This window comes from Metabacillus sp. KH_069 (assembly GCF_057838075.1).
The window spans coordinates 980533-996541 of sequence record NZ_CM174460.1; the positions used below are offsets into that span (position 1 = coordinate 980533).

Annotated in this window: 14 protein-coding genes and 1 riboswitch; of the genes, 6 read left to right on the top strand and 8 right to left on the bottom strand. The window is 41.5% G+C overall.

Annotated elements, in window-relative coordinates; genetic code table 11:
• The first annotated feature begins 100 nt into the window (after positions 1–100).
• Complete coding sequence (locus AC3ISE_RS04905) at positions 101–1039, top strand: manganese-dependent inorganic pyrophosphatase (RefSeq protein ID WP_489223269.1); 939 nt, start codon at positions 101–103, stop codon at positions 1037–1039.
• A gap of 86 nt (positions 1040–1125) precedes the next feature.
• Here the strand turns inward: AC3ISE_RS04905 and AC3ISE_RS04910 are convergent, their stop codons facing one another.
• The 6 genes from AC3ISE_RS04910 to AC3ISE_RS04935 form a co-directional block, all read right to left on the bottom strand.
• A complete protein-coding gene (locus AC3ISE_RS04910) occupies positions 1126–1263 on the bottom strand; it encodes a YjcZ family sporulation protein (RefSeq protein WP_083328368.1) in 138 nt (45 codons plus the stop codon).
• A 179-nt stretch (positions 1264–1442) separates the two neighbouring features.
• The gene (locus AC3ISE_RS04915; protein ID WP_489223270.1) at positions 1443–1628 is read right to left on the bottom strand and encodes a hypothetical protein; all 186 of its coding nucleotides are present in this window, start codon (positions 1626–1628) and stop codon (positions 1443–1445) included.
• Between the two features lie 140 nt (positions 1629–1768).
• Positions 1769–2638, bottom strand: coding sequence for an SDR family oxidoreductase (locus AC3ISE_RS04920; protein ID WP_489223271.1), 870 nt, complete (start codon positions 2636–2638; stop codon positions 1769–1771).
• 367 nt (positions 2639–3005) lie between these two features.
• Positions 3006–6425 carry a methionine synthase gene (gene metH, locus AC3ISE_RS04925; RefSeq protein ID WP_489223272.1) on the bottom strand — a complete coding sequence of 1140 codons (3420 nt, stop codon included), beginning with the start codon at positions 6423–6425 and terminating at the stop codon, positions 3006–3008.
• On the bottom strand, positions 6418–8271 hold the full coding sequence (locus AC3ISE_RS04930; RefSeq protein ID WP_489223273.1) for a bifunctional homocysteine S-methyltransferase/methylenetetrahydrofolate reductase: 1854 nt from the start codon (positions 8269–8271) through the stop codon (positions 6418–6420). Before AC3ISE_RS04930 ends, metH begins: the two co-directional genes overlap by 8 nt.
• A gap of 78 nt (positions 8272–8349) precedes the next feature.
• Positions 8350–8481, bottom strand: a riboswitch (SAM riboswitch).
• A 183-nt stretch (positions 8482–8664) separates the two neighbouring features.
• The gene (locus tag AC3ISE_RS04935) at positions 8665–9156 is read right to left on the bottom strand and encodes a YajQ family cyclic di-GMP-binding protein (protein ID WP_489223274.1); all 492 of its coding nucleotides are present in this window, start codon (positions 9154–9156) and stop codon (positions 8665–8667) included.
• A 322-nt stretch (positions 9157–9478) separates the two neighbouring features.
• Here AC3ISE_RS04935 and AC3ISE_RS04940 point away from each other — a divergent pair, with 322 nt between their 5' ends.
• From AC3ISE_RS04940 to AC3ISE_RS04950, 3 genes are all read left to right on the top strand, one after another.
• The gene (locus AC3ISE_RS04940) at positions 9479–10333 is read left to right on the top strand and encodes a CvfB family protein (RefSeq protein ID WP_489223275.1); all 855 of its coding nucleotides are present in this window, start codon (positions 9479–9481) and stop codon (positions 10331–10333) included.
• A gap of 409 nt (positions 10334–10742) precedes the next feature.
• On the top strand, positions 10743–11711 hold the full coding sequence (locus tag AC3ISE_RS04945; RefSeq protein ID WP_489223276.1) for a BMP family lipoprotein: 969 nt from the start codon (positions 10743–10745) through the stop codon (positions 11709–11711).
• Positions 11712–11722: 11 nt separating this feature from the next.
• Complete coding sequence (locus AC3ISE_RS04950; RefSeq protein WP_489223277.1) at positions 11723–13375, top strand: methyl-accepting chemotaxis protein; 1653 nt, start codon at positions 11723–11725, stop codon at positions 13373–13375.
• 33 nt (positions 13376–13408) lie between these two features.
• Here the strand turns inward: AC3ISE_RS04950 and AC3ISE_RS04955 are convergent, their stop codons facing one another.
• Positions 13409–13540, bottom strand: a complete 132-nt coding sequence (locus AC3ISE_RS04955) for a DUF3941 domain-containing protein (RefSeq protein WP_083328367.1) — start codon at positions 13538–13540, stop codon at positions 13409–13411.
• Positions 13541–13593: 53 nt separating this feature from the next.
• Entirely contained in the window at positions 13594–14454 is an 861-nt protein-coding gene (locus AC3ISE_RS04960) for a DegV family protein (RefSeq protein ID WP_489223278.1), read from the bottom strand.
• 198 nt (positions 14455–14652) lie between these two features.
• On the opposite strand from AC3ISE_RS04960, the gene AC3ISE_RS04965 reads away from it, so the two are divergent.
• On the top strand, positions 14653–15495 hold the full coding sequence (locus AC3ISE_RS04965; protein WP_489223279.1) for a YitT family protein: 843 nt from the start codon (positions 14653–14655) through the stop codon (positions 15493–15495).
• A 14-nt stretch (positions 15496–15509) separates the two neighbouring features.
• Positions 15510–15986 carry a BsuPI-related putative proteinase inhibitor gene (locus tag AC3ISE_RS04970; protein ID WP_489223280.1) on the top strand — a complete coding sequence of 159 codons (477 nt, stop codon included), beginning with the start codon at positions 15510–15512 and terminating at the stop codon, positions 15984–15986.
• Positions 15987–16009 lie beyond the last annotated feature (23 nt).

Below are 16009 nucleotides of genomic sequence, written 5' to 3' on the forward strand. Positions count from 1 at the left end.
ATCAGACAGTTAACGGCACAATTTTCTGTTAAAATAAGAAAATATACGCCCATTGATGCGGCAAAATTCTAGAGTATTTACAGCAAAGGAGTTTTTTTAGATGGAAAAAGTTTTAATCTTTGGTCATAAAAATCCCGATACAGATACAATATGCTCTGCCATTGCGTATGCTGATCTTAAAACAAAGCTTGGTTTAATTGCTGAGCCTGTGCGCTTAGGCGAAATCAACGGTGAAACTCAGTTCGCTTTAACTGCTTTTGGGATCGAAACTCCCCGCTTTGTAGAAACAGTGGCTAATGAAGTCAGCCAGGTTATTTTAGTCGACCATAACGAGCGCCAGCAAAGTGTGAGTGATATTGACGATGTTCGAGTACTTGAAGTGATTGATCATCATCGCATTGCCAATTTTGAAACAAGCGATCCATTGTATTATCGTGCAGAGCCAGTAGGCTGCACAGCTACTATCTTAAACAAATTGTACAAAGAAAATGGTGTCAGCATTCCTAAAGAAATTGCTGGATTGATGCTTTCTGCGATTATTTCAGATTCACTATTATTTAAATCTCCTACATGCACAGATCAAGATGTAGCAGCTGCGCGCGAATTAGCTGAAATTGCTGGAGTTGATCCCGAGGTCTACGGCCTTGATATGCTTAAAGCAGGTGCAGATTTAAGCGACAAAACAGTGGCAGAGCTGATTTCCCTTGATGCAAAGGAATTTTCTATGGGCAACTATAAAGTAGAAATTGCGCAAGTAAATGCAGTAGATCCAAACGATGTACTCGTTCATAAAGAAGAGATTGAAGCCTTGATTTCCGCTGTTATCGCTGAAAAAGAATTAGATTTATTCATTTTTGTCGTAACGGATATTTTAATCAATGATTCCGTAGCATTGGCCCTTGGTCGCGAAACACGTGCTGTAGAACAGGCATATGATGTGAAACTTGTGGACAACACGGCTGTTTTAAAAGGCGTAGTTTCCCGCAAAAAACAAATCGTTCCTGTTATTACGGACATTTTGACAAGTACACAAGTTTAAGCTGAAACGCATGGACTCTAATGAGTTCATGCGTTTTTTATGTATCTAGAAACGGCTTACCTATGAGGCAAGCCGTTCATTTGTCATTAGCAGTAACCGTGTCCGCCGTATCCAGCGCCGCCTACAAAAGAAGCACCGATGATAATCAATAAAATAAACAATACGATAATTAATGCGAAACCGCTATTATAGCCGCCGCCGCAATTTCCTCCGTCTTTACCCATTAAAAATTCCTCCTATTGTTAAATCTTGTTGATGAGCATTTTCATGTCTCAAAGTTAAGGTATGCCGGAGGAGGAATTATGTTAGCCTATTTATGGGTTAAAAGAGAATCCAGTCAAAATGTAAGGTCGTGTGCAATACAAAAAAGACCGGCAATCTAAACTGCCGGCCAAGAACATGACTACTTTTTGAATAAACTTTTAACACCATAAAAGATTAAAACGAAAGAAAAAACTAAAATTGCTAAAACGCCAACGACTGATGTGAAAGGCTCCAAGCTTGCCAAGAATGTACCTGCCAGCGGCAATTCAACTAAAGCAAAGCCGGCAAGAATTGCAGCTAAGAATAAGAAGATTAATCGATCCATGATTTTCCCCCCTTCCTAGTACATTATATGTAAACGCTTTCAAAAAAGTAGTGGTCATACACACATTTTATTAAGGGGATAAATAAAATTTCAAACAAAAAAACGCCTGAATTAGAAAATTCAGGCGCTTTGAAATCGATTTATCCGTTAATGATTTTTCCGCCATTTACATGAATCATTTGTCCTGTAATATAGGTTGAATCATTGCTTGCCAGGAAAACGTAGCTTGGAGCAAGTTCGTCAGGCTGACCGGGACGTCCCATAGGCGTGTCCGCTCCAAATTCTGAAACTTTCTCTGCATCGAAGGTAGATGGAATCAGCGGAGTCCAGATTGGACCTGGAGCAACTCCGTTTACCCGAATGCCTTTTTTAACAAGAGACGCAGAAAGAGATCGGGTAAAGGCTGTAATAGCGCCTTTTGTTGACGAATAATCGATCAGCTGGTCGTTTCCTGCATAGGCTGTAATAGAAGATGTATTGATAATGCTGCTGCCTTGTTTCATATGCGGAAGGGCAGCTTTTGTCATATAAAAGAAAGAGAATATGTTTGTTTTAAACGTCCGTTCAAGCTGTTCTTTTGAGATTTCCTCAATACCTGCCTGGGGATGCTGTTCTGCTGCGTTATTAACAAGAATATCAATTTTTCCAAGCTGACCCACGGTTTCAGATACGATTTGTGCGCAGAATGATTCTTCTCCAATATCTCCCGGCATCAGAATGCATTTGCGGCCTTCCTGTTCAACAAGCTGTTTTGTTTCATTAGCATCCTCATGCTCGTCCAAATATGAAATGACGACATCAGCGCCTTCCTTTGCATAATGGACAGCAACGGCCCGTCCAATACCTGAATCTCCGCCTGTAATAATAGCCACCTTATCAAGAAGCTTCTCACTGCCCTTATATTGAAGTGCATCAAACTCAGGCTGCGGGTTCATTAAGTTCTCATGTCCCGGCTGAACATCCTGATGCTGTGCCGGCATCGTTTTTTTGTTTTGACTATCTTGACTCATTCAAATCCCTCCAAGGTTTAATCTTGATTAGTATGGTGAAAAGGTTGTTGAATATGTAGCTGTTATTTAGAATATATTCCCTGATTGAATGAGATGAAACGTGAAATCTTCTATAAAAAAAGGCTGTTTTCGCATAGATCGTTGTTTTTGATGTTAAATCTTGTCCATTCCTTTCCGCTCAAGGAACTTGCTTTCCGCGGTCCGGCTGGGAGCCTCCTCGGCTCTGCCTCCGGGGTCTACCATTTCCTTCTACTGTCCCGCAGGAGTCAAGTTCCTTCCGCTGCAATCCACTCATGGTTTTATATTTCTAGTTTAAAAGCAGCAAATTTTATGAAAAGAGTCTAAAAAAAGAACTAAAACCGAAGTTTTAGTTCAATACATTGAAATATCTTGCTTCAGGATGAGCGACAACAATTGCCGTTACGGAAGCTTCCGGCTCCATCATAAAGCCTTCCGTCAAGTTAACGCCTATATCTTCAGGAGCAATGAGGTCGAATAATTTCCCCTGGTCATCCAGATTCGGACAGGCAGGGTATCCGAAGGAAAAACGCTGCCCTTGATATTTGGCAGAAAAGCGCTGGTCCATAGTGAAATCAGGAGGATCTGGAAAACCCCATTGATCGCGGATCAGCTGGTGAGTCCGTTCTGCCAAACCTTCAGCAAGCTCAAGTGCCAGTGCCTGTACTACATGGCTTTTCAGGTAATCACCCTGCTCTTTAAAGCGGTTGGCAATTTCCCTCACTTTTTTCCCTGCTGTTACGGCAAAGAAGGAGACATAATCTCTTTGTTTATCATCTTTTCTAGGACGGATATAATCGGATATACAGCGGTGCGGCAGCTTTGATTGCCTTGGGAATTCAAAGGTCTGCAGCCTTTTTTCCGTTTCAGGATCAAGAATGTGCAGATTGTTGCCATCAGATTCTGCCGGGAAAAATTGATAGACAGCTGCAGGCTGAAACCATTTTTCCTCGTAGCCCTGTTTTAGAAGTTCATCTATTGTTTCTTTTAGGGCAACCGCTTTTGGATCTTTATTTTTAAGCATTTCCTTTACTTTTCCTTTTAGGCCAAGATGATGGCCGATCAGCATCTGCATGTTAATGTAGGGAATCAGATGTGACAGTTCAATATCTTTAATAATGTGCCGTTTGCAGTCTTCGGGCTGAAAATACGGAGATGGAGTGAGCTCTGCTCTTTTCTCCAGCAATTCAGTTACAGCCGGAGTTGCTTTCTTATCTGCAGATTTCTCTAGAATGGCTTCTTTTTTCTTGAATTGCGTTGGATCTACCCTGATCCTGTTTGCAAGGGACAGTCCATCCATAGCGTCCTTGGCATAAATGACAGGACCGCTGTATTGAGGTGCAATTTTTCCGTCTGCAAATTTTCTGGATAAAGCTGCGCCGCCAACCATGATTGGCACGGAGATGTCAGCTTCTTTTAAATCCTGTGCAGTCAAAACCATTTGCTGCGCAGACTTTACGAGAAGTCCTGATAGTCCTACAATATCAGGATTTTCTTTTTTGACCGCAAGAATCAAGTCCTGGGGAGTTACTTTTATGCCTAAATCCACAACCTTGTAGCCATTGTTGCTTAAGATGATATCGACTAAATTTTTCCCGATGTCATGTACGTCACCTTTGACAGTTGCAAGCAAAATTTTGCCTTTTCCGCTGTCATCCTTTTTTTCCATGTGAGGCTCTAAAAAGGAGACAGATGCTTTCATGACCTCTGCGCTTTGCAGTACTTCAGCAACAATCAGCTGGTTTGTATTAAACAGCTCTCCAACCTCAGCCATGCCTTTCATTAGAGGGCCATTGATAATATCCAGCGGTGCTTCGTACTCTTTTAATGCAATCTCAAGATCTGCAAGAAGTCCTTCTTTCGTGCCTTCGACCACATATTGAGCAAGACGTTCCTCCAGAGGAAGAGACTGAACCGGTTTTTTTGCCGTTTTCTTTTTCCCTCTATAATGGTTTGTGAAGACAGCCAATGTTTCGTCATTTGTGTTGAAAAGCAGAGTTTCTGCCATTTCAATTTCCTCTTTTGGGATGGACGCAAATCGTTCAAGTTTCTCTGTATTGACGATTGCGTAGTCCAGTCCTGCCTGTGTACAGTGATACAAATAGACCGCATTCAGCACTTCGCGTCCAACAGGAGGGAGACCGAATGATACATTGCTTACGCCAAGGATAGTCAGGCATTGCGGCAATCGCTCTTTTATTAAACGTATGCCCTTTATCGTTTCTTCAGCTGAGCCGATATATTGCTCATCTCCCGTTCCTACAGGAAAAACGAGTGGATCAAAAATGATATCTGAAGGATTTAGTCCGTGTTTCTCCGTCAGAAGTTCGAATGAACGAACAGCGATATCAAGCTTTTGCTCAGCCGTAAGCGCCATTCCTTTTTCATCAATCGTTCCGACGACGACAGCTGCACCATATTTGTGAATGAGAGGTACGACAGCGTCAAATCTCTCTTCACCGTCTTCTAGGTTGATTGAATTGATGATCACCTTCCCTTGAGAATAGGAGAGTGCTTTTTCAATCACTTTCTCATCGGTTGAATCGATGACAAGCGGTGCTTTTACTTTTTTTGTGATTTCCTGCATAAATGCTTCCATATCTTCTAATTCCTCGCGGTCTGGATCAGCAAGACAGATATCAATAACGTGTGCGCCATTTTTCACTTGCGCACGGGCAATTTCAGCTGCTTCTTCAAATTTCCCCTCCGCGATTAATCGTTTAAATTTTCTGGAGCCAATGACATTAGTCCGTTCTCCTACGAATAGCGGCCTCATCGAATCATCATAAATCAGCGGATCGATGCCTGATACTGTATGGGCTGGATCACGTCCCGGAACTTGGCGGGGCCTGAGTTCACCTACAGCGTCAGCAATGGCAGTAATATGTGCAGGTGTCGTTCCGCAGCAGCCGCCGACAATGTTCAGCCAGCCCTGCTCTGCAAATCCCTTCACTTTTTGAGCAAGAGAACGGGGTGATTCATGATAATTCCCTTCCTCATCAGGTAATCCCGCATTAGGATAGCAGCTGACAGCCGTATGAGCCATTCCTGACAGTGTTCGGATATGGTCGGTCATAAATTCAGGTCCTGTTGCACAGTTAAGCCCCACAGATAAAGGCTTCATGTGTTCAAGCGAGATGAAAAAGGCTTCAATATCCTGGCCTGCAAGCGTCGTTCCCATAGGTTCAATCGTTCCTGAAATCATCAGCGGAATTTCTTTTCCTGCTTGTTCAAAGGCGCGTTTAATGCCAAGAAAGCCTGCTTTCACATTTAATAAATCCTGGCTCGTTTCAAGCAGGAGCAAATCAGTGCCGCCAGCGAGCAGGCCAAGTGTTTGCTCCTCATAATTTTGAATAAGCTCATCAAACGTTGCTCCGCCTGTGACTGACAGTGTTTTTGTCGTAGGGCCCATTGAGCCTGCAACATAACGGGGCCATTCAGGAGTTGAAACCTTTTCAGCTGCCTTCTTTGCAATCTCCGCCGCTTTTTTATTTAATTCAAAAGCGAGGTGACCAAGATTATATTCATCAAGGACTATTTTAGTAGCGCCAAATGTGTTGGTTTCTATAATATCTGCTTTTGCCCTCAAGTAAGCATCATGAATGGATTCGATGACTTCTGGTGCAGTAATCGTTAAATATTCGTTGCAGCCCTCGTATTCTTCTCCGCCGAAATCAGCTGCTGAAAGATTTGCATCCTGAATCATGGTGCCCATCGCTCCGTCGAGAACGAGGATTTTTTTCTCAAGCTGTTTTTTTATATCAGACATGCGTAATCTTCCTTTCATTGACCTCAGTTTGTTTCTTATGAATGTAGTTTGTCAGTTCAACGGTTAATTCATAGTTTAAAAATGGTGTAATTAGGTAGATTCCATTAAATAAGTCAAAGGCAGCATCAATCAATCTTTTAGCGATAGCCAATCCTTCCTGATAGGCTTTCTCACGATTATCGCCTGCCTGAGCCATTCTTTCCCGGATACTGTCAGAAAGAGTAATGCCAGGAATTTCGTTATGAATAAACTCTGCGTTGCGGCTGCTTGTGAGCGGCATAATGCCGATATAGATTGGCACGGTTAAATGCTTTGTTTCTTCATATACATCAATCAGCTGTTTTTCTGAGTAAATGGGCTGTGAGATGAAATAATCTGCCCCGCAGGCAATTTTTTTCTCAAGCCTTTTTACCGCTTTATCAAGATATTTGACATTAGGGTTAAACGCGGCAGCTACTGAGAAATTGGTTTTTTCTCCAAGCGGTTTACCTGAATAAGAAAGGCCGTCGTTAAATTGCTTGATTAAGCTGATCAAATCAAATGATGAAAGATCATAAACCGATGTTGCTCCCGGAAAATCCCCGATTTTTGATGGATCGCCTGTGATTGCTAAGACATCTGTAAGTCCAAGTGTATGAAGACCCATCAAATGAGATTGAAGGCCAATTAAATTGCGGTCGCGGCATGTAATATGAATTAAAGACCTGAGCCCAAGTGTTTGCTGAACGATGGACCCAACAGCAACATTGCTAATCCGCGGTGACGCAAGCGAGTTATCTGCAAGAGTTAAGGCATCGATTCCAGCAGCCTGCAGAGCTTTTGCTCCTTTTAAAAATTTGTCTATTCCAAGTTTTTTAGGAGGATCAAGTTCTACAATCAGAGAACGTTTCTCGCTCACTATTTCCTGCAGGGGAGGGTACTTTCTTTCCGCTGCTGACGTGACAGAAATCTCTTCTTTTCTGATTTTCACTTTCTTCTCTGTAACTGGAGCCAGGCCTTTAAGCGCTGCTGCCATTGCTTCAATGTGCAATGGCGTTGTGCCGCAGCACCCGCCGATCAGTCTTGCTCCCTGATTTCTGAAGGCAAGAGCACTTTCTGCAAAATATTTTTCTCCTGAGCCATACACAAGTCTGCCTTCTTCAAGAGTAGGCAAGCTGCTGTTTGGATAAACAGATAAGTACGCTTTATCAGGCAGCGGAATTTCTTCAAGTGAAGAAAGCATATGGTAAGGTCCCAGTCTGCAATTCAGCCCGACAACATCCGCACCAAGTGCTTCAAGCTGAGAAAGGCCTTCATGCAGAGGTGTTCCGTCCTGCAGCACCCCGATTTCGTGCAGGGAGATGTTTGTAATAATCGGGATATTCGTTTCTTTTCTCGCTATCTCTAATACTGTTTTTATTTCCTCGAGATCATAATAGGTTTCAAGCAGAAGGCCGTCGACCTCTTCACTGAGCAAAAGGTAAAGCTGTTCCCTGAAATTTCTTTTAATGTCTTCAAGAGAATAGGCGTTTTTTTTGAAAGCACGGATGCCTCCAATTGTGCCGAGAACATAAGTGTCATTGCCGGCTGCTGCTTTTTTGGCAATCTGCACAGCAGTACGGTTGATCGCTCTCACTTCATCTTCTAATCCGTATCTTGAAAGCTTAATATAATTGGCGCCGTACGTATTTGTCTGAATAACATCCGCACCGGCTGCAATATAAGCCTTATGGACATTTAAGATTTCATCAGGCTTTGATAAATTCAATTCTTCGAAACATCGGTCCACTCCGTGAGAATAAAGCAGTGTTCCCATTGCTCCGTCGCCAATCAGGATCTTGTTCTGTAAATCGTTTAAAAGTGTCAAACTCCAAACCTCCTTCATGCAAGTAAAGAAAACAAAAAAAGCCTTCCAAGAAGAAGACTTTTGAACGTTCAGGACTTCTTCTTATCGTTCGATGGATGCATCGCTGGAATTAGCACCTTGGAATGAAAGCTCTGCTGAATACAGATGGTTTCATTATGCCAGGTTGCTGAAGCTTCAAAGGGCCAGTCCCTCAGCTTCTCTAGATAAGAATGGTGAAATATGAAATTAGCAAAAAGATATTATATCTAATTTACATGTTTTTTCGGATAGATTCAATACAAAAGTAAAAGTTTTCTGAATAGACGGGGAATTTATTGAGGATAGATCAAAAGGAAAACCTGCCGAACAGCTAAACAAACACCCGGCTGAGAAGAGCCCGGGTGTTCGTTCACTTTATCTGAAATTAAGAAACTGGACGTCAATCGGCAAGTCTGCACCGCGAACGGCTGCAATTACCTGCTGAAGGTCGTCCTTATTTTTGCCGGTTACGCGGACCTGATCATCCTGAACCTGTGTTTTTACTTTTAAACCAGAATTTTTAATAATGGCATTAATCTTTTTCGCATTATCCTTATCAATACCCTGAATCAGCTTAGCACGCTGGCGAATCGTACCGCCGGATGCGCCTTCAATCTTGCCGTAATCAATATTCCTGGTCGCCACATTGCGCTTAATCAGTTTGGAAACAAAAACATCCTTTAACTGATCCATTTTAAACTCATCATCTGAGACTAGAACAATCTCTTCTTTTTCAAGAGAAATGCTGCTTTTGCTCCCTTTAAAATCATAGCGCGTGCCGATTTCCTTCATTGTCATCGTAATCGCATTCGTCACCTCAGGCATATCCACTTTCGACACAATATCAAACGAACTATCCTTCGCCATAAGAATCCCTCCAAGAACTTTGTATTATTCTTAGATTATAGTAGAATGGACTTGGGATAACAACACATGAAGTGCGGAATCGCCTGTTTAGCTCCGACAGACAGATAAGGCTCCGCCAGGAAAGGCGCTTTTTGCTTTTCCTGGCGGAGCCGTTCTGGCCGAGGAGTTAGGCGATGGAGCCGGACAAACCGAAGTGCGGAGCCGTTCTGACCGAGGGGTTGGGAGCTGGAGCCGGATAAGACAAAATCCAAAGTCTGCCCACCTAATCAGTTTAACAATAACAGCAAATGCAACCTGCAAAAGAAAGGAACGAAAATCACTGATGAATCCAGGAACGTTTATGACGCTTTCAATAGATGAAAAATTAGATTATGGATACTATTTGACAGACGGAGAAAGCCGTGTGCTGCTTCACAAAACCGAAATCACGGAGCCAATCGAAGGCAAAGAAGAGATTGAGGTTTATATTATTGTCGATCATGAGGATCGTCTTGCTGCAACAATGAAAAAACCGAAAATTACTGAGGATCATTATGACTGGGTTGAGGTTGTAAGTGTAAGAGAAGATATGGGAGCATTTGTTGACATCGGCTTATCCAAGGATGCGCTGGTGGCAAATGATATTCTTCCCGCATTTATTGAGGTCTGGCCTGAAGAGGGGGACATGCTTTATTGTTCTTTGAAGGTAACGAAAAATGGCAGGTTTTTCACGAAGCTTGCAACGGAAGATGTCATGCAGGAGAATATTGTCTCAGCGGAAGGTGCTGCCAACAACCAAACCGTGACAGGCAGAGTGTACAGAATGATTATTGCCGGCTCATACATAATCACCGAAGAAGGCTACAAAGGATTCATTCACTCTTCGCAGCGTAAAAGAGAGCCTCGTCTAGGGGAACTTGTAACAGGACGCGTAATTGATGTTAAAGAAGATGGAACAATCAACGTATCCCTTCTTCCAAGAAAGCATGAAGCATTGGATGCAGACGCTCAGCAGCTTTATGATTACATGGAATCAAGAGGCGGAGCGATGCCATTCTTCGATAAAAGCGATCCTGAAGATATTAAAGAACGCTTTAACATGAGCAAAGGCGCGTTCAAGCGTGCAATCGGATCATTAATGAAAGCCGGGAAAGTTTATCAGGAAGACGGCTGGACATATTTCAAAAAGGAACAGTAAGCGAGTTGATCGCTTGCTGTTTTTTTTGCTCTTTGTAAACATTGTTGCTATTAGACGAAATGTTAAAAACCCTTAGTGGATGGCAGCGGATAAACTTGACTCCTGCGGGAAATAGAGCCCCATGCTCCCCGCGGAAAGCAAGTTCCTCTCGCTGCAAGGAGCGGGCAACATTTATAATGAATAACAACAATCTATACGAAAACAGCTTTTTTTTTGGACAATTACAAGTTTGGTAGATGAAAACTCAGGTGGCGGCGGATAAAATCAAAAATTGGCTGATAGTATTCTGAGGTTCTGTCATCCCATAAAAATATTGCACACAAAACCCTTCCAATAATAAATAATAAAGATTTTCGAAAATCAGTCGATATGACATGAGGAGATACTTTTAAAGGGAGAGAAACCATCAATGAAAAGAAATCATAGAGCGATCGTGCTTTCGTTTTGCCTCATGATGCTGCTTTCAGGCTGCGGAAAATCCGAATCTGTTAGTAAGTCAGAAGATAAGATAAAGGTGGGCATTATGTTGTCTGATGTCGGACTTGGCGATCAGTCATTTAGTGATTCAGCATTTGCAGGACTAATGAAATCACGTGATGAGCTTGGAATTTTATTCGATTACAGAGAAATTAAAGATACCGGGACCTATGAAAAGGGATTAACTGAATTAGTTAAAGAAGGCAATGACTTAGTTATCGGACTTGGTTTTATGGTTCAGGAGGATCTTGAGAAAACAGCAAAAAAATATCCTGAACAGAAATTCATCTTAATTGATGCTGTTTCAGAGATGGATAACATCACGTCGATTACGTTTAAAGAGAAAGAGGGCAGCTTCTTAGCAGGAGCTGCTGCTGCCATGACATCGAAATCCAATACAGTCGGATTCATTGGCGGAGCAGATGTTCCGCTTATCAATAAGTTTGCCGATGGATTTTCAGAAGGAGCAAAGGCAATTAACCCGGATATAAAAATAATAACGGAATATGCCAATGATTTCGGCGACGATAAACTTGGAAGTGAAATAGGGGAAAAAATGATTGGCAATCAGGCTGATGTTTTATATGCTGCCGCTGGTTTTACTGGAGTAGGTGCACTAAAAGCAGCTCAAGATAACGGTGTTTACGCAATAGGGGTTGACAGTGATCAGTATTTTTACGCAGAAAAATCAGTGATAACTTCTATGCTCAAAAATGTAGACGTGGGAATCTACAAGCTGCTTAAAGAGTATGTAAGGGAAAAAGAAGTACCTGATGGTCATATTGAATTAGGTTTAAAAGACAATGGCGTTCAGCTGGCGCCAATCCGTGTTATTTCGCTTACGGAAGATCAGCAGAAAACCCTTGATGAATGGCAGAAAAAATTAGCAGAAGGCAACTAGGGGGAAGACTTGTGTCACTTAAGAAAAAGCTTTTGCTGAATTCACTCAGCATCATAATTATGGCTACCTTGATGATTGGCTTTATTATTGTAAATATGCTGTCCATTCAATCATCTAATCAAAATGAAGTTCCAGTCCTTTTAAATATTGAAAAATTGCAGGGAGAGCTTACTGTAACAAAGCAAAGCCTCAACAACTTTGCCTTTTCATTGACAGATGCCCAAAAAGAAGAAACCCTTCAAGCACTGCAGAGAAATGAAAAGCTTTTAGAAGAATTAAATCAAATCGTGAAGGATAAAAATACGAAACAAGCTCTGCAAAAGGCTTCAAATAAATTTACAGCTTTAAAAGATGAAACAGGACAGGCTCTAAATGAAAAAAATCAGGCAGAAGCCAAGCGCCAGTCTGTCCGGGTTGATGGAATTTCAAATGATGTGCACTTAATGAACATTTATGCGAATGAACGATATGAGATGCTCCAGGGGAATTTGAAAAAACAAATCGAATTCGTTATTTTATCTGCAATAATTGGAACAGTTCTTTTAATTTCACTATCTTCATATATTGTCATTCGCATGACCAATGCTATTACAAAGCCGCTAAAAGGCCTTTCTCATCAGGCAAATGAAATTGCAAATGGCAATCTGGCAGTGAAAATGATCACTTACAAAGGAAAAGATGAAATAGCTGCACTGAATGATTCTTTCACTGCAATGACTCATCAGCTTAAAGGACTTCTATTCTCAATCGACAGCGTAAGTAAAGAAGTAGAGGGTTTTGCAAAAGAGCTTGAGGGAGAGAACAGGGTATTAACTGAAATCAGCAATCAGGTAGCTGTATCTACAGATGAATTATCGGCAGGATCACAATCGATTTCTACAGACCTTCAAGATGCGGTAACTTTGATTGAGAGAATGGATTTTGATTTCAGTGAAAATGTAAACCGGTCTGAGCAATCCGTTCAATACGGAAAAGAAACGGTAAACGCCATTGCATCAGGGCAGAACGCCATTAAAGCTCAGCGGCTGCTCATTACCGAAAACATGAATACAACTAAGCAAATTGAAGAATCAACAAAAACATTTATTGGATATATGACCAAAATAGAAGATATGGCTAAGGTTGTTTCAAATATTGCCAATCAGACGAACTTGCTTGCATTAAATGCTGCCATTGAAGCTGCACGTGCCGGCGAGGCAGGCAAAGGCTTTGCTGTTGTTGCAGCTGAAGTGAGAAAGCTTGCAGAAGAATCAACGGGTGCAACATCCCAAATATTTGAAATGGTAAGTTTAATTCAATCTGGCATATCCAGTATTTCAGAATCTGTCGTAAATGGGGTTTCGATTGCTCAAAAGCAGCAGAACGGAATGGATCATACAACAAGTGCTTTTGAAGATATCGATCTTAAAGTTAAAGGAATTACATCAGAATTAAATGAGTTAAAAACAGGAATGTTGAATTCAAAGGCACTTGGAGAGCAAGTGCTGCAAAATGTAGAAAGCATCAGTGCCGTAGTAGAAGAGACAGCAGCTGGAAGCGAGGAAATATCTGCTTCGACAACTGAGCAGCTCCTGGCCTTTGAAAAAATGGTTGAAAAAGTGGTTGAACTAAGACAGCTTACAGATGATTTAAATCAGACGCTTTCAAAGTTTAAGCTTCAATAAAACGAAAACAGCAGCGATTTTCGCTGCTGTTTTTTATAAATGATCTGTCTTTTTAGAATATTGTCTTTCGCCTTTTTGGCGGTTTTTCTCGCGCATCATGTTTCTTTCGTGTTCTTTGGCATTATTGTCTTTTGCTTTTTTGTCGTTATCGCTCGTATGCGGCATCATAAAAACTCCCTTATTTAAAGATAAGTTTATGTTGCCCTGTAAGAATAATATTATGAGATCGGTTTGTTTAAAAAGAAAATGGCGATTGTGCCAGGTCCTGAATGCGCGCCAACTGAACAGCCGACAGTGTTGATATATACTTCTTTCGGGTGAAATTCCGATTCAATCATTGCTTTTATTTCGCTCGCAGCGCCCATATCATCACCGTGACTGATGGCGATTGTCTGGTTTTCAAGATCTGAGCCTCGTTCTTTCATAAGTTCAATTACCCGGCGGTAAACTTTTTTCTTGCCTCTTAATTTTTCAAGAGGAATCAGCTTGCCATCTTCAACATGAAGCAGTGGTTTAATGTTGAGAAGACCGCCTACGAATGCAGATGCTTTGCTGATTCTTCCGCCTCTTGCTAAATATTCAAGGTTATCGACAGTGAAAATGTGTTCTGTATGCTCACAAAAATCCTTTACAGACGCTTCAATTTCATGTAGAGTGTTTCCTTTACTGGCAAGCTCAACTGCATGTTTAACTGCAAGTCCAAGCCCAAGGGAAGCGCATTTGGAATCAACAATGGAAAGCTCAAAGTCAGGATATTCCTCTTTGACTTCATTCCCGATCATGACAGCAGTCTGATAGGTTCCGGAGAGTTCGGATGAAAAAGCAACATATAATGCAGGTATTTGTTTTTTCGCAAGTTCAGTAAATGTCTCTTTTACATCAAGAGGAGAGATTTGAGTCGTTTTAGCTATTTTCCCTTCACGCATCGCGTCGTATACTTCTTTAGGGGAAATTGTGACTAAATCGCGATAGTCGTTTTCCTCTATATGGACACCTAGAGGGAGTAGCGTTACGCCGTGTTCCTTATAAAATTCAAGCGGCAGATCGCTTGCGCTGTCGGCGACGATATGTACAGTCATTTTTACACCTCAATTCATCTGGTTTTACCCGTAATAAGGGATTTTAGCCTCACATATAGTTCTAAATTAGCACTTAGTCAAAAAGAAGTAAAGAAAGTTAGTTTGCCCTAAAAAGACAATATTTGTATTGATCTGCAAGAAATAGGGGTAAATCAGAAATACTATCATTATCTTATAGCCCGGGAGGATTTTCTGCAAATGGTTTATGAAGAAGTAAAAAAAGCGGTAGTCGTTATTTTTGGAGCGCTGCTGAATGCTGTCGGCCTGAATTTATTCATGATTCCTGCTGATGTTTATGCGAGCGGTTTTACCGGAATCGCCCAGCTCTTATCAAGTGTAATTAAAGAATATACTCCTTTATACATATCAACTGGGGTCCTGCTGCTCTTGCTTAACATTCCAGTAGCAATTCTGGGATGGCAGAAAGTCGGGAAGTCGTTCACTCTGTACAGTGTACTTAGTGTAGCAGCGACCACATTATTTTTATCGATTGTCCCTTTATATCCATTATCTGAGGATATATTGCTCAATGCCGTTTTTGGAGGCGTCATCGTTGCTATTGGTGTAGGTATTACGCTGAAGTACGGTGCATCAACAGGCGGACTTGATATTGTAGCGATGATCCTTTCAAGAATGAAGGATAAACCGGTCGGCACTTATTTCTTTATATTAAACGGAATTATCATTTTTACAGCCGGATTGCTTTATGGCTGGGAAAAAGCGCTTTATACCCTTGTAACTCTGTACGCATCAACAAGGGTTATTGATGCCATCCATACCCGCCATGAAAAATTGACAGCCATGATCATTACAAAAAAAGCGGATGATTTAAAAGAGGCGATTCATGCTAAAATGGTAAGAGGTATTACAATGGTTCCTGCTAAAGGAGCTTTTACAAATGAGCAAAAGGACATGCTGATGATTGTGATCACGCGCTATGAGCTTTATGATTTAGAAAAAATCATTAAGGAAGTTGATCCAAAGGCATTTACAAATATCATTCAAACAACAGGAATCTTTGGTTTCTTCCGCAAAGAATAGGAGACGTGCAGGATATGAAAAAGCTTGTATTTATTATGCTGGGCTTATTATTTCTTGTCGGCTGCGGTCAAACTGCTGAAAAAAAGGATGAAGCGGAAGAGGTGTCCGGTGACGTGGAGACAAAAGGTGTACAGTTATCTGTAGAGGCAAAAGAGGATGCTGGAATTGTCCAGATTAACATGACGGTGAAAAATCACACAGATGAAGAAAAAAACTTCGAATTCTCATCTGGCCAAAAGTATGAAATCATCATTACAGATCCAAATGGCGCAGAAGTATACAAGTATTCCAAAGGCAGAATGTTTACACAAGCTCTGCAATATATGACCCTGCCCCCAGGCGAGAGTCAAACCTACCAGGAAACGTGGGATATGAAAAGCGCTGGGACAAAGCTTGAAGCAGGTGAATACACAGTAACAGTTATGTTTGCCGGAAAAGCAGAGGGCGTTAAGCCGCTTGAGCAAAAGCAGAAATTCTCAGTATCTGAATAGCGGAAAAAGCTGCGGGTAAAACC

What these genes read in the sequence shown, in the direction of transcription:
- AC3ISE_RS04905 (WP_489223269.1), top strand. Translation starts at nt 101, where the DNA reads ATGGAAAAAGTTTTAATCTTTGGTCATAAAAATCCCGATACAGATACA.
- AC3ISE_RS04910 (WP_083328368.1), bottom strand. Translation starts at nt 1,263, where the DNA reads ATGGGTAAAGACGGAGGAAATTGCGGCGGCGGCTATAATAGCGGTTTC.
- AC3ISE_RS04915 (WP_489223270.1), bottom strand. Translation starts at nt 1,628, where the DNA reads ATGGATCGATTAATCTTCTTATTCTTAGCTGCAATTCTTGCCGGCTTT.
- AC3ISE_RS04920 (WP_489223271.1), bottom strand. Translation starts at nt 2,638, where the DNA reads ATGAGTCAAGATAGTCAAAACAAAAAAACGATGCCGGCACAGCATCAG.
- metH (WP_489223272.1), bottom strand. Translation starts at nt 6,425, where the DNA reads ATGTCTGATATAAAAAAACAGCTTGAGAAAAAAATCCTCGTTCTCGAC.
- AC3ISE_RS04935 (WP_489223274.1), bottom strand. Translation starts at nt 9,156, where the DNA reads ATGGCGAAGGATAGTTCGTTTGATATTGTGTCGAAAGTGGATATGCCT.
- AC3ISE_RS04940 (WP_489223275.1), top strand. Translation starts at nt 9,479, where the DNA reads ATGAATCCAGGAACGTTTATGACGCTTTCAATAGATGAAAAATTAGAT.
- AC3ISE_RS04945 (WP_489223276.1), top strand. Translation starts at nt 10,743, where the DNA reads ATGAAAAGAAATCATAGAGCGATCGTGCTTTCGTTTTGCCTCATGATG.
- AC3ISE_RS04955 (WP_083328367.1), bottom strand. Translation starts at nt 13,540, where the DNA reads ATGCCGCATACGAGCGATAACGACAAAAAAGCAAAAGACAATAATGCC.
- AC3ISE_RS04960 (WP_489223278.1), bottom strand. Translation starts at nt 14,454, where the DNA reads ATGACTGTACATATCGTCGCCGACAGCGCAAGCGATCTGCCGCTTGAA.
- AC3ISE_RS04965 (WP_489223279.1), top strand. Translation starts at nt 14,653, where the DNA reads ATGGTTTATGAAGAAGTAAAAAAAGCGGTAGTCGTTATTTTTGGAGCG.
- AC3ISE_RS04970 (WP_489223280.1), top strand. Translation starts at nt 15,510, where the DNA reads ATGAAAAAGCTTGTATTTATTATGCTGGGCTTATTATTTCTTGTCGGC.